14 protein-coding genes are annotated in these 11,363 nt (G+C 68.1%); 10 read left to right on the top strand and 4 right to left on the bottom strand.

The window, feature by feature from the left end; translation table 11 throughout:
- Positions 1–27: 27 nt before the first annotated feature.
- Genes ACYUD3_RS27765 through ACYUD3_RS27755 form a run of 3 tightly spaced genes read left to right on the top strand, consistent with a single transcriptional unit; the run spans position 28 to position 1,989 of the window.
- Positions 28–576 (top strand): SUKH-4 family immunity protein, encoded by a 549-nt coding sequence (locus tag ACYUD3_RS27765; protein WP_470975320.1) that lies wholly within the window; start codon positions 28–30, stop codon positions 574–576.
- A 32-nt stretch (positions 577–608) separates the two neighbouring features.
- Positions 609–1,127, top strand: a complete 519-nt coding sequence (locus ACYUD3_RS27760; protein WP_470975317.1) for a hypothetical protein — start codon at positions 609–611, stop codon at positions 1,125–1,127.
- A 19-nt stretch (positions 1,128–1,146) separates the two neighbouring features.
- Complete coding sequence (locus ACYUD3_RS27755; protein WP_470975314.1) at positions 1,147–1,989, top strand: tetratricopeptide repeat protein; 843 nt, start codon at positions 1,147–1,149, stop codon at positions 1,987–1,989.
- Between the two features lie 14 nt (positions 1,990–2,003).
- On the opposite strand, the gene ACYUD3_RS27750 is transcribed toward ACYUD3_RS27755, so the two are convergent.
- From ACYUD3_RS27750 to ACYUD3_RS27740, 3 genes are all read right to left on the bottom strand, one after another.
- A complete protein-coding gene (locus ACYUD3_RS27750; RefSeq protein ID WP_470975311.1) occupies positions 2,004–3,401 on the bottom strand; it encodes a cytochrome P450 in 1,398 nt (465 codons plus the stop codon).
- Positions 3,402–3,475: 74 nt separating this feature from the next.
- Positions 3,476–4,186 (bottom strand): hypothetical protein, encoded by a 711-nt coding sequence (locus tag ACYUD3_RS27745; RefSeq protein ID WP_470975308.1) that lies wholly within the window; start codon positions 4,184–4,186, stop codon positions 3,476–3,478.
- Positions 4,187–4,266: 80 nt separating this feature from the next.
- On the bottom strand, positions 4,267–4,683 hold the full coding sequence (locus ACYUD3_RS27740) for an ATP-binding protein (RefSeq protein ID WP_470975305.1): 417 nt from the start codon (positions 4,681–4,683) through the stop codon (positions 4,267–4,269).
- A gap of 146 nt (positions 4,684–4,829) precedes the next feature.
- Between ACYUD3_RS27740 and ACYUD3_RS27735 the strand changes: the two genes are divergently transcribed.
- The 3 genes from ACYUD3_RS27735 to ACYUD3_RS27725 are packed head-to-tail and all read left to right on the top strand — an operon-like array spanning position 4,830 to position 6,075.
- Positions 4,830–5,666, top strand: a complete 837-nt coding sequence (locus ACYUD3_RS27735; protein WP_470975300.1) for a helix-turn-helix domain-containing protein — start codon at positions 4,830–4,832, stop codon at positions 5,664–5,666.
- Between the two features lie 8 nt (positions 5,667–5,674).
- Positions 5,675–5,851: a DUF397 domain-containing protein gene (locus ACYUD3_RS27730; RefSeq protein WP_470975297.1), complete on the top strand. Its 177-nt coding sequence runs from the start codon at positions 5,675–5,677 to the stop codon at positions 5,849–5,851.
- A gap of 8 nt (positions 5,852–5,859) precedes the next feature.
- The gene (locus ACYUD3_RS27725; protein ID WP_470975730.1) at positions 5,860–6,075 is read left to right on the top strand and encodes a DUF397 domain-containing protein; all 216 of its coding nucleotides are present in this window, start codon (positions 5,860–5,862) and stop codon (positions 6,073–6,075) included.
- On the opposite strand, the gene ACYUD3_RS27720 is transcribed toward ACYUD3_RS27725, so the two are convergent.
- Positions 6,023–6,472: an Lrp/AsnC family transcriptional regulator gene (locus ACYUD3_RS27720; protein WP_470975295.1), complete on the bottom strand. Its 450-nt coding sequence runs from the start codon at positions 6,470–6,472 to the stop codon at positions 6,023–6,025. The two genes, ACYUD3_RS27725 and ACYUD3_RS27720, sit on opposite strands and share 53 nt — an antisense overlap.
- Before the next feature lie 111 nt (positions 6,473–6,583).
- On the opposite strand from ACYUD3_RS27720, the gene ACYUD3_RS27715 reads away from it, so the two are divergent.
- The 4 genes from ACYUD3_RS27715 to ACYUD3_RS27700 all read left to right on the top strand — a co-directional run bounded on the left by ACYUD3_RS27715 (position 6,584) and on the right by ACYUD3_RS27700 (position 10,377).
- Entirely contained in the window at positions 6,584–7,201 is a 618-nt protein-coding gene (locus ACYUD3_RS27715) for a LysE family translocator (protein ID WP_470975292.1), read from the top strand.
- Between the two features lie 75 nt (positions 7,202–7,276).
- Positions 7,277–8,107 (top strand): glycoside hydrolase domain-containing protein, encoded by an 831-nt coding sequence (locus ACYUD3_RS27710; protein ID WP_470975289.1) that lies wholly within the window; start codon positions 7,277–7,279, stop codon positions 8,105–8,107.
- A gap of 254 nt (positions 8,108–8,361) precedes the next feature.
- Positions 8,362–8,988, top strand: coding sequence for a SurA N-terminal domain-containing protein (locus ACYUD3_RS27705; RefSeq protein WP_470975286.1), 627 nt, complete (start codon positions 8,362–8,364; stop codon positions 8,986–8,988).
- Between the two features lie 240 nt (positions 8,989–9,228).
- A complete protein-coding gene (locus ACYUD3_RS27700) occupies positions 9,229–10,377 on the top strand; it encodes a nucleoside triphosphate pyrophosphohydrolase (RefSeq protein WP_470975284.1) in 1,149 nt (382 codons plus the stop codon).
- Positions 10,378–11,363 lie beyond the last annotated feature (986 nt).

Below are 11,363 nucleotides of genomic sequence, written 5' to 3'. Positions count from 1 at the left end.
GGTTCTGTCAGAGAGAAGCGATGCCGCATGCGACATGAGTTCACGCCCACAGTCGAAGAATGTCTCAGTGCTCCCCTCTCCCAGGTGGCCGGCTGGGGTCTTCCGGCCTCTCGGCTGGGGCGTGAGCAGCAGTGGGTCATTGCTGATGATGACGCTCTCGCCCTCAGGGAATACGGAGTCGCTGTCTTCGAGGAAGGAGGCGGGCGGGGCGGGATTCAGCTGGTCGGTTCTCTTCAGGCGGGGAACGAGCCGCTTATTCGTCGCCGTGAAGTGGAGGCCTACTCGCTGGGTTCCTACTGGCGTCGCGAGATCGGTGTCGACGTCGCCAGCGGGGAAGTGGTGGGGGTCCCTGATGATGAGTCCCTGGGGGTGAGCCTCATCAACACCTCCGCGGCTCGATTCGTCGACATCTCATGGAGATGGGCGTTTGTAAGAAGAATCCTCCTCGGTGTTGAGGACTACGAGTATCTTTACGATTCCCTGGAGAGGTTCCAGGAGTATGTTCAAGGGGTTGACGAGGCAATCCGCGACGATGCACGCTTCAGCTGGTGGAACGGCGTGATCGAAGGCTGGTGAGCCGGTGCGAGGGAAGGTGTTCTCTGGACGGCATGTCTTCAAAGGCGTTGAGCTGTGTAGCGGCTCTTCGTGTGGGCGGCGGTTTGTATATCCTCGCTGAAGCGGCCGGGCAAGGAGACCTTTACTACCAGGTGGATGCCGGTGTACGTGCCGGGCTCAGGTCTTGCGAGGGGAGGCGCCTGAACGCCGATGTGGTTCGTATCGCCAAGAAGGCCTGCCGCCGTTTGACCGCCGAGTTCTCCGGAGCTGAGCGGACATTCCAGTTCGCTCTGGGTGGGTTCGGGCTCCTGGGGTCGGTGCTGGATGTGGTCGAAGCCGACTTCGGCGAGACCTCGGAATCCCATGTCATGGTGTTCCGGAAGGCGGTTGAGGTTGCCGCGCTCTGGCCTGGGACGGTGGATGTCGAGGGGTATGCCGACCTGCAAGAATTCGAGCGGTTCTGTCAGCGGGAATCAGTCAGCCGGCTGCGTGTGGACGGAATTCATGGCCTCCGTGATGCGCTGGGCCCCCGAGAACTCAACTATCGCGACCTCGCAAGGGGCGTAAGCTGAACGGAAAACCTCTTCAGTGATGGATATGACGCAGAGTTGGCGAGGTTTTCCCGAAGGGTTTTCTGTTGCTGAGCTTGTCGGGATGGCTGAGGCGGCGGTCGAGGGTGGGGATTTTGTTGGGGGTGGGTATTGGTATTTTCATGCCAAACGCCGAGGGGCCGTCGAGGGGGTGAACGGGCTTCTTCGGGTGCTGCCCCGGCTGGAAGAAGCCGCGGCGCTCGGTGATTTGGATGCGAAGGTGCTGGTGGCCGGGGTGCTGCTGGAGAGGAAGGAGCGGCTTGAGCGAGCCGCCGGGCTGTTGGAGGAGGCTGCCCGGGGTGGTGTCGTCGAGGGGGTCCGGGAGCTCGGGTTTCTGATGGACAGCGGGCTGGTGGCGGCGGCCGACCCAGTGCGTGCCAATGAGCTGTTCCGACAGGCCGCTGAAATGGGAGACGGATACGCCGCCTTCAACCTCGCCGTCAATTTCTATCAGGGCCGCGGCGCCGGAAAGAATTTCCGCGAGTTCAGCAAATGGCTGCGCATCGCCGCCGACCTCGGAATCCCCGAAGCCTGCGCGGTCCTCGCCGACCAGTACGCCCTCAAACGGCAGGACGAGGAAGCCCTCCGGTGGTACGTGCGCGCGGCCCGTTCGTCCCACGCGCCCGCCATGCTCGCCGCCGCCCGGCGCTACCGGGACGGAACCGGTGTCGAGGCGGATCCGGTGCAGGCGGTCAGGTGGTTTCTCGGAATGCTGGACCGCGGCAACGGGGACGGTATCCATGAGGCGATCGAGCTGGCCAGGGAGATGACCGCCGAACAGGTCAGGGAGGCCGGCCGGCTGGCCGGACGCCCCGGCGACGCCGCGGCGCTGACCGGGAAATAGGTGAACCCGGAGGCTCAGAGCCGTTTCAGGTGTACCGGCAAGCCGTCTTTCGGCTTCGGCAGTGTGCTGTGGTCCAAGCTCCATTCGTACCCCTCCGGCACCGACCACGCATACCGCAGCAAAAGCTGATGCATGACCGCCTTCACCTGCACCCCGCCCACATACAGCCCGATGCATTTGTGGACACCCCCGCCGAAAGGGGTCCAGGCATAGCGGTGCGGGGTTTCCTTGTGGCGGTGGGGGGTGAAGCGGTCGGGGTCGAAGGTGGTGGGGTTGGGCCAGTAGGACGGGAGGAGGTGGTTGATGCGGGGGAAGACTGTGACCAGGGTGCCGGCGGGGACGTGGTGGCCCTGGAGGGCGGTGTCCCGCGCCGTCCAGCGGGGGAAGCCGGGGACCGGGGGGACCAGGCGGAGGGATTCGCGCATCGCCCGGTCCAGGGTGTGCAGAGCCGACAAGTCCGTTGCCCCCGGCCCCAGTCGAGCGCTCTCCTCGCGCAGCCGCTCCTGCCACGCCGGGTTCGTCGCGAGGTGGTACGCCATCGTCGTGGCCGTGATGGTGACGGTGTCGTGCGCCGCCATCAGTACGAAGATCATGTGATCGACGATCTCCTGGTCCGTGTACCGCTCCCCGTCCTCGGTCCGCGCCTGACAGAGCGCCGAGAAAAGGTCGGACCCCTCCGACTCCCGCCTCTTCGAAGGGAGTTGGGAACGGAAGTACTCCTCAAGGACCGCCCGCCCGGCCAGCCCCCGAGCCCACCGCCCGCCGGGCACCGGACGGCGTACGACGGCAAGACCCGCGCGGACGGTGTCGGTGAATGCCTGGTTGACGCGCGCGGAGGTCGCCGCGTCCAGCGTGCCGCCGCCCAGGAACATGTCCCCGGCGACATCCAGCATCAGCCGCTTGACCAGCGGAAACAGCTGCACGGGCCGGTCCGTCGGCCACGCCGGCAACTCCTTCGCCGCCCGCCGCGCGATCAGCTCCGCGTACCCCGGCAGCCGCGCCGGCGCGAACGCCTGCTGCATGATGCGCCGGTGGTGCAGATGCTCCTCGCCGTCCAGGAGCAGCAGCCCGCGCCGGAAGAAAGGTCCGATGAAATACGACCACGCCGGCCCGTTGAGGAACACCTTGTCCCGGTTGACCAGCACTTCTTCAGCGGCGTCGGGCCCGATGGCGTGCACGATCGGCCGCCCCGCGAACCGCATCCAGTGAATCGGCCCGTACGCCTCGATCAGCCGCGCGGACAACGCGTGCGGCGCGCGCAGGAACTCCACCGTCTGCCCCAGGAACGGCAGCCCGGGCGCCCCCATCACCGGATGCAGCCCACTCCCGGCCGGCGGCACGGCCAACGGCCGGGACGTACGGGGGACGAACGCGCGGGGGCGCCGTAAGAAGGCCCGTACTCGCTCTGCCATGCGCCCTCCTGCGTACGACGGTCAGGGGCATGGTGCCATTGAACATGCCCCTGTCCGCGCCGCGCGAGAGGGCGTCAGCCGAGGTTCGCGACGATGTGCGCGGTGAGCTTCTTCGCGCTGGCCGCGCCGTCGTCGGCGCCGTCCGTCGACAGGACGCTCACCACGTTCGTGCCGACCCGCGCCGCGATCAGGGTCGTCCCTGTCTCCCACACGTCACTCGACAGAGTGATGGTGTACGCCTCGTCGCCGAGCGCCGAGGTCGGCGTACCGGTGATCTTCACCTTGCCGCTGGTGCCGCTGTCCGTGTAACCCGGGCACGCGGCGACGACCTTCTTCAGCGCCGCCATCACGTCCGTGGCCGTCGTGCCCCGGTACGTGTCGATCTCCTGGTCCAGCTCCGCCGTGCGGTTCTTGTCGAAGTACGACGACTGCGCGAAGGACACGCCCTCGATGCCGGTCAGGTTGATCCACGCGGTGGCGCCGAACGACGCGCAGTCCGGTCTCGCCGCGCTCTTCGTCGCCGGAGCTCGGTAGCTGTCGCCGGTGTCCCGCGTGACCGTCGGGTCCAGCGCGAAGCCCGCCGCGAAGTAACTCGCCGGTGCCAGCGCCTTCTTGAGCTGCGTCCCGGTCAGCAGGCCCGCGTTGGGGTCCTTCGGCTTGCCCGCGGCCGGGGAAGCGGCGCCGCCCGACCTGCCTCCCTCGTCCGAGCCGCCACATGCCGTCAGTACGAGGGGGAGGGCCGCCGCGAGCGTGATCGCCCTGAGCGCCGGAGAGGAGGAACGCATCTTGTTGTCCTTGTGAACCTTGGGAGTTGAGGGGGTGGCCCGATGATCATCTCAAAGGGGCCGCTGCCCTCACGCCGCCCTCACGCCGCCGTCAATTCGCACCACACGTACTTGCCCTTCTGGCCGTTGCGCTCCATCAGCTGCCAACCCCAGTCGTCCGTACACGCCTTGACGATCTCCAGGCCCCGGCCGTCCTCCTGCGCCGGGTTCGCCCGGGCGGTGGGGAAGTCCGGGGGCTGGGGGTCGCCGTCCCAGGCGCCGATCCTCAAGACCCCGGCCGACCAGTAAATCCTCAGTACGACAAGGCTGTTGGTGTGGAGCAACGCGTTCGCGACGAGTTCCGCGGTGACCAGTTCGCCTACGTCGGCGAGGCGGATGTGGCCGTGGCAGGTGAGGAGGAGGCGGACGAGGCGGCGGGAGATCGTCGCTGCGCGGGGGTCGTTGGGGATCTGGAGGGAGTACTTCCAGGGTTTCCGGGAGGAGTTCATTTCGGGCATGGCTCAACTCCAGGGGGTGCGTGGGGTTTTGGGGCACACTGCAACGTGTGTGCCGCATCACTGACGGTAGGTCTAAGGATTCATGTCGTGCAACCGGATCGCGTAATCTGCCCCCGAAAGGGTGTGTTGAGAGTGAGGAGTGGTGAATGGCGCTGAGGCGTGAGCCGACGGCACGGCAGCTGCGCCTGGGGGTCGAACTGCGCAGACTCCGGGAAGCGGCCGGCCTCAACGCCCGTCAGGCGGCGGAGCTGTTGGGGGTGGGGGCGCCGCAGATCACGCACATCGAGTCGGCGCTCGCGGGGGTGAGCGAGGAGAGGTTGCGGCGGCTGGCGTCTCACTACGCGTGTACGGACGGGGAGTTCGTCGATGCGTTGGTCGCTATGGCGACGGATCGGACGCGGGGGTGGTGGGAGGAGTATCGGGGGTTGCTGCCGACGTCGTTCCTGAACCTCGCCGAGCTGGATCACTACAGCTTGTTCCAGCGGGAGGTGGCCATCCCGTACGTGCCCGGCCTGATGCAGACGGAGAGCTATGCTCGTGCCGTCTTCTCGTCCAGGGTGCCCGAACTGACCCCAGAAGAACTTGAGTTGCGCGTCACCCATCGGATGAGGCGTCAACAGACAACTATTCCCTACGAGTTGCTGATTCATGAGTCGGCGCTGCGTATCAGGGTGAGCGATCGCCCCGCTGCGCGGGCTCAGCTCGTCAAGTTGCTGGAACTCTCCGAGGCGGACCACGTCACCATGCGCGTCATCCCCTTCGACCTGGACAACTTCGCCTCGGCCTCAAGCTCGATGATGTACGCGGGTGGCTCTGTGCCCAAGCTGGACACCGTGGTGCGGGATGCGCCTCATGGAGCCCTCCTTGTCGATTCCGAGGCGCAGCTGAACACTTATCGAATCCGCTTCCGTAGGGTTGAAGCCGTATCGCTTGGGCGTGAGCGATCGCGTGACTTCATTCATGAGCTGGCGAAGGAGCTGTGAGGCACCACATGCACAACTGGCGTAAGTCGTCCTACTCTGGCGACGGCGATGGCGACAACTGCGTCGAGATCGCCAACTCCCTTGTGGAGGTGGCCGTCCGCGACTCGAAGGCCCCCTCCCGGGCAACCCTCACCTTCCCGGCCGAGACCTTCACCCCCTTCCTCGCCTCACTCAAAGAGCGGTGACGCATCTGATGGCCGCGCCCGACAACTGGCGGAAGTCGTCCTACTCGGGCGAAGGCGACGGCAACCACTGCGTCCTGATCGCCAACTCCCTTGCAGAAGTCGCCGTCCGCGACTCCAAAGACCCCGCCCTCGTCACCCTCACCTTCCACCCCTCCTCCTTCACCCCCTTCCTCACGGCAACGGCCGCTCGCTCACCACATGTTTCATCACCAGCGTCGAGTTGAGCCGCTGTACCCCCGGCAACCTCGCCAACTCCCCGTCGTACAGCCGCTGATACGCCGCCAGGTCAGCCGTCGTCACCCGCAACAAGTAGTCCGGGTCCCCGAACAACCGTTGCGCCTGGACCACTTGAGGGATCGCCGCCACCGCCTCCTCGAACGACGACACCGTCCCCCTGTCCTCCCAGCGCAGGGTGATGAAGACCAGCGCCTCGAAGGTCAGCCCCAGTGCGGCGGGGTCCACCACCGCCCGGTAACCGCGGATCGCGCCACTGCGTTCGAGGTCGCGCAGGCGGCGGTGGCAGGGGGACACGCTCAGCTGGACCCGGGCCGCCAGCTCCGTGATCGTGAGGCGGCCGTCCAGCTGTAGCTCGGTGAGGATTTTGCGGTCGGTGGCGTCCATGAGGAGATTTTCCCCCGGAATCGCCAGTGCAGCGGAAAATCCGGGAACACTTTCCGCCCGTTTCTTCCTAATCTTCCCTCTCAGGGGGCTGGGCTCATCTGAGAGGTTGACGTGGAGATATCCACCGTGGCGGCGTTCCTCGCCGTCGATCTGCTGCTGGTGCTGACCCCGGGCGCGGACTGGGCGTACGTCATCGCGGCGGGGCTGCGGGACCGGTCGGTCGTACCGGCGGTGGCGGGGCTGCTCGTGGGGTACGCCGGGTACACGGTGCTCGCGATCGCCGGGCTGGTGGTGATCGTGGCCGGTTCGGGGACCCTGCTGACCGCGCTCACCGTCGCCGGGGCCGGGTACCTGATGTGGCTGGGGTGGGGCGTGCTGCGGCGGCCGGCCGTGCTGGCGGCCGCCGAGGGGGTCGTACGCGGGTCCGGGTGGCAGGTCATGCTCAAGGGGGCCGGGATCAGTGGGCTCAATCCGAAGGCGCTGCTGCTCTACTTCTCGCTGTTTCCGCAGTTCATCGACGTCGGCGGCGGGTGGTCGGTGGGCGTGCAGAGCGGGGTGCTCGGCGGGCTGCACACCGGCGCTTGTGCCGTCGTATATATGGGAGTCGGGCTGCTGGCGCGGCGGGTGCTGAAGGCCCGGCCGGGGGCCGCGCGGGTGGTGACGCGGGTCTCCGGGGGGCTGATGATCGTGATCGGGGCGGTGCTGCTGGGGGAGCAGGTCGTGGTGTGAGGGCTGGGTAGGGTGTGTTTCCGGCCGTCGTCCATACGTACGCGGCGCCTCTTTGCACACACTTGGGGTGGGGAAATGGCAGAGCACCGGCAGTCCAGAAAGCGGAGATACATCGCGTGGGGCGTCGCGGGCGCCGCGGTGGTCGCCGGGGGCGGGATCGCCGCGCAGCAGTCGATGGCCGCGACCGTGTGGCCGGCCCAGAAGACGTACACGGGACGGGCGTTCGACACCTGCACCGCGCCGTCGTCGGCCGCGATGAAGGCGTGGAAGGCGGACGGCTACTACGGCGGCGCCGCCGTCTACATCGGCGGCAAGAACCGCGGCTGCGCCCAGCCCAACCTCACCAACTCCTGGGTGAAGACGGTCACTTCGCAGGGCTGGAAGCTGATCCCGCTGTACGTCGGCGCGCAGCCGCCCTGCCAGACCGGCGCCAGCCCCGAGAAGATCAGCGCCGCCACCGCCACCTCACTGGGCGCCACCGACGCCGCCGACGCCGTCAGCAAGGCGTCCGCGCTCGGCATGAAGGCCGGCAGCGCGATCTACCTCGACATGGAGGCGTACGACATCACCAACAAGGCGTGCAACGACGCCGTGTTGGCGTACGTGCGGTCCTTCACGAAGACGCTGCGCGCGAAGGTCTACCGGGCCGGGTACTACGGGTTCACCTCCTCCAGCGCCAAGGCGATCGCCACCGCCACCAACAAGACGGACCTGCCCGGGAATCTCTGGTACGCGCTGTGGGACGGGAAGGACACGACCACCGCGGACTGGCCTTGGGGGGCTGATCAGTTCACGAATCACAGCCGGGGGCATCAGTATCAGGTCAACAGCAAGGAGACGCGCGGGGGTTACACGATCACCGTGGACCGGGACTCCTGGGACGCGCCGGTGGCGATCGTCGGCTGAGGGGCGTGAGTCGGGGGAGGGGCGGCGCGGGGACTTGGGCGGACCCGGTGTCGTAGGGGGACCCGGCGTCGTAGGGGGCCGCTTCTCGAACACCTGCCGGACAGCCCTCCCCTGACGGCGTGACGTGGGCGCGGCGGTGCCCCAACTGGCGGTGAATCGTTGGTCGAATGGGTTGGCCCCAGGCGTACCACTGCCTACCATCGATCACCGCAAGACTTTGTGCACCGCCGCACAAGCTCCCACAGGAGGTCCCCTTGCACCGCCGACGTCGTACCGCGCTCCTGCTGACCGCCACGATCGTTGCGGCCCCCCTCCTCTCCGCCTGCGGCGCCGCCGCGCACCCCGGCGCCGCCGCCGTGGTCGGCGGGCAGCGGATCACCGTCGCGCAGCTGGAGCACCGGGTGAACGAGGTGCGCGACGCCCAGCGTGCCGCCGTTCCCGACAGCGCCCAGTACGCGCAGGTCATCGCCCAGACCGGGAGTCTCACCCGGGACACGCTGCACGGGATGGTCCTCGACGCGGTCCTCCAACGCGCCGCGTCCAACGCCGGGGTCAGCGTCAGCCGGCACGAGATCCAGGAGATGCGGTCCGGTCTGGAGAAGCAGGCCGGGGGCGCGAAGGGGCTGGAGACCGCCTGGCTCCAGCAGTACGGGATTCCGCCGGAGCGGCTCGACGAGAATCTGCGGTTGCAGCTGGAGGCGCAGAAGCTGGCGGCGAAGCTGGGGACGGATACGGGGCAGCCTGCGTTCTGGAGTGCGTTGTCCGTGGCTTCCAAGGAGTTGAGGGTGGATCTCAATCCTCGGTACGGGAGTTGGGATGCGGAGAAGGTGAGCCGGGTGGAGGGGCGGGTGCCTTGGGTTCGGGAGGTTTCGGGGGTTTAGGGGTGGGGCGGGGGGAGGGGATGTTTGGCCTCTGAGGGGGGGGCTGGGCTGAGGGGGCTGGCGGCGTGGTCAGCGAGGGCGGTGTGGTCGCTGGGCGGTGGTCGGCTGGCGGCGGGGGCTGGCGGCGGGGGCTGGTGGGCGTGCGGCTGACGGCGCTGGTTCGGTCGGGTTGTGTGACTGTCTCACCGGGGCTGTGGATAACTTCCGGGGCGGAACGGGGACGTGGGCTACGTTCGAGGTGTGAACACGAACAGTGCTGAAAACGCCGGCCGGATCGTCCTCCTCACCACCACCCACCGGGTCGCCCCCGGCCTGCTGACCTGGCAGGCATGGCAGACCCTGCATCAGGCGGACCGAGTGGTCTGCCGCGACCCCGCGCACCCGCAGTTGCCGTACCTCACCGAGGCGGGCGTCGGCGTCGACATCGCGGCGCTCAGCTCGCAGGAGGCGGTGGAGGCGTGCGGCGGGGGCCGGACGGTCGTCGTACTCGCCGCCGCCGACGGCGAGCCGACCCTGACCGACGGCCTGGCCCGCCTCGCCGGAAGCGGCCGTACGACCCTGCCCGACCTGGAACTCCTCCACGCTTCGTACGACATCCCCGGCGCCCGCCTCCTCGACGTCGTCCAAGTCATGGATCGCATCCGCGCCGAGTGCCCCTGGTCTTCGCAGCAGACGCATAAGGGGCTCGCCAAGTACGCGGTCGAGGAGGCGTACGAGTTGGTGGAGGCGATCGAGGAGGGGGATTACTCGGAGTTGCGGGAGGAGTTGGGGGATGTGTTGTTGCAGGTTGTGTTTCATGCGCGGATCGCTGAGGAGGGGGGTGGGGTGGCCGGCGGTGGGGTGGTCGGTGCGGAGGACGCTGGGGACGGGGAGGTGGTCGGTGCGGAGGACGCTGGGGACGGTGAGGCGGCCGGTGCTTGGGCGGCTGGCTTGGAGGGCGCTGGGGTGGGTGACGCGGAGGACGGTGAGGCGGTCGGTGTTGGGGGCGGTGGTTCTGGGGTGGCGTTCTCCATCGACGATGTCGCCGCGGGCCTGGTCGACAAGTTGATCCGGCGGCATCCGCATATCTTCGGGGACGAGGTCGCCGTGACCCCGGAGGACGTCAAGGCGCATTGGCTGCGGACCAAGGCGGTGGAGAAGCAACGGGAGTCCGTGACCGACGGCGTCCCCGTCCACCAGCCCGCCCTCGCCCTCGCGGCGAAGCTGGCGTCGCGGGTGCGGACGGCGGGGCTTGAGGTGCCGTTGCCGGTGGGGGAAGGGGTGGGGTACCGGCTGCTGGGGCTGGCGGTGGAGGCTGACGCGGAGGGGGTTGATCCTGAGGCGGCTTTGCGGGGGGTTGCTCGGGAGTATCGGGAGAGGGTTCGGGGGGTTGAGGGGGTGGGGGAGTGAGGGGGCGGCTGTCGCTTTGTTCCGGGAACGGGGGTGGTCTCGGGGAGCTTCGCCGGGATGTTCTGCGGGGACACCGTGGTGCGGGGACACCGGGATGTCTGAGGGTCCTTGGTGCGGTGTCGTGGAGAGAGCATCGAAGCCTGGCCGCACCGGAACTGGCTCTGCGGCTGCGGCGCTGGCTCAGTTGCTCTGGTATCGGCCTTGCCGCTCTGGCACTGGCTCTGCGGTTCCGGCCTCGGCCCAGCCGTCCCGGAACTGGCTTAGTTGCTCCGGCATCGGCCCAGCCGCCCCGGCACCAGCCCAGCCGTCCCGGACGTCCCCGCTCACGCGCTCGGACGTCCCCGCGCATACCCGTCGGCAGGGCATCTTCGAGAGCGGCGAGTCGGCAGGGCATCTTCGGAAGCGGCAGGGAGTTTCCGAGAAGTCGCTATACACCGCCGGACGTTCGATAAGTGCCCCCCTTTCGTCCAGCCCGATCCGCCGGACCGGCGCTAGTACGGTGGGAGTTCTGATCCGGTTCGAAGGCGGCGGGGGCTGGCATGGAGCGGGAGTCGGCGGCACTGGAGCGACTGGCCGCCAGAGCGGCGGAGGTGCTGAACTCCGCGATGTACTCCCCCGACGGCGCGGAAGCCCGCGCGGCCTTGCGGAAGTGGTTCAACGACGCGGACCCGGACGGCGTCCACCCATCAGTCATCTTCGCCCCACCAACCCGCCAAAAAGAGAAACTGCCTCTCCTGCGGCCCCGACACTTCCGCACTGTGTTGGAGAGAGCCGAGGAGGAGTGGGCCGCCGAGCAACTTGTCGAGTTGGTGGGGAGGTTCGAGGGGGAGCGCGGCGATCGGCAGCGGGCGCCTCACCGATCGGCGAAGGCTCAGGGGGCGGAATCGGCAGCGGACATGGGGGAGTTCGGGGAGCCGGGCTCAGAGGGTGAGCATGGGTCGGCTGGCCCCGAGGCGGAGTTGCACCGGCCGGCGGAGGCTTACGGT

Source organism: Streptomyces sp. AMJ-169, assembly GCF_055597585.1.
This window is presented reverse-complemented; position numbering and strand designations above follow the sequence as displayed.

What these genes read in the sequence shown, in the direction of transcription:
- ACYUD3_RS27720 (WP_470975295.1), bottom strand. Translation starts at nt 6,472, where the DNA reads ATGGACGCCACCGACCGCAAAATCCTCACCGAGCTACAGCTGGACGGC.
- ACYUD3_RS27710 (WP_470975289.1), top strand. Translation starts at nt 7,277, where the DNA reads ATGGCAGAGCACCGGCAGTCCAGAAAGCGGAGATACATCGCGTGGGGC.
- ACYUD3_RS27750 (WP_470975311.1), bottom strand. Translation starts at nt 3,401, where the DNA reads ATGGCAGAGCGAGTACGGGCCTTCTTACGGCGCCCCCGCGCGTTCGTC.
- ACYUD3_RS27760 (WP_470975317.1), top strand. Translation starts at nt 609, where the DNA reads ATGTCTTCAAAGGCGTTGAGCTGTGTAGCGGCTCTTCGTGTGGGCGGC.
- ACYUD3_RS27735 (WP_470975300.1), top strand. Translation starts at nt 4,830, where the DNA reads ATGGCGCTGAGGCGTGAGCCGACGGCACGGCAGCTGCGCCTGGGGGTC.
- ACYUD3_RS27725 (WP_470975730.1), top strand. Translation starts at nt 5,860, where the DNA reads ATGGCCGCGCCCGACAACTGGCGGAAGTCGTCCTACTCGGGCGAAGGC.
- ACYUD3_RS27730 (WP_470975297.1), top strand. Translation starts at nt 5,675, where the DNA reads ATGCACAACTGGCGTAAGTCGTCCTACTCTGGCGACGGCGATGGCGAC.
- ACYUD3_RS27755 (WP_470975314.1), top strand. Translation starts at nt 1,147, where the DNA reads ATGGATATGACGCAGAGTTGGCGAGGTTTTCCCGAAGGGTTTTCTGTT.
- ACYUD3_RS27740 (WP_470975305.1), bottom strand. Translation starts at nt 4,683, where the DNA reads ATGCCCGAAATGAACTCCTCCCGGAAACCCTGGAAGTACTCCCTCCAG.
- ACYUD3_RS27765 (WP_470975320.1), top strand. Translation starts at nt 28, where the DNA reads ATGCGACATGAGTTCACGCCCACAGTCGAAGAATGTCTCAGTGCTCCC.
- ACYUD3_RS27745 (WP_470975308.1), bottom strand. Translation starts at nt 4,186, where the DNA reads ATGCGTTCCTCCTCTCCGGCGCTCAGGGCGATCACGCTCGCGGCGGCC.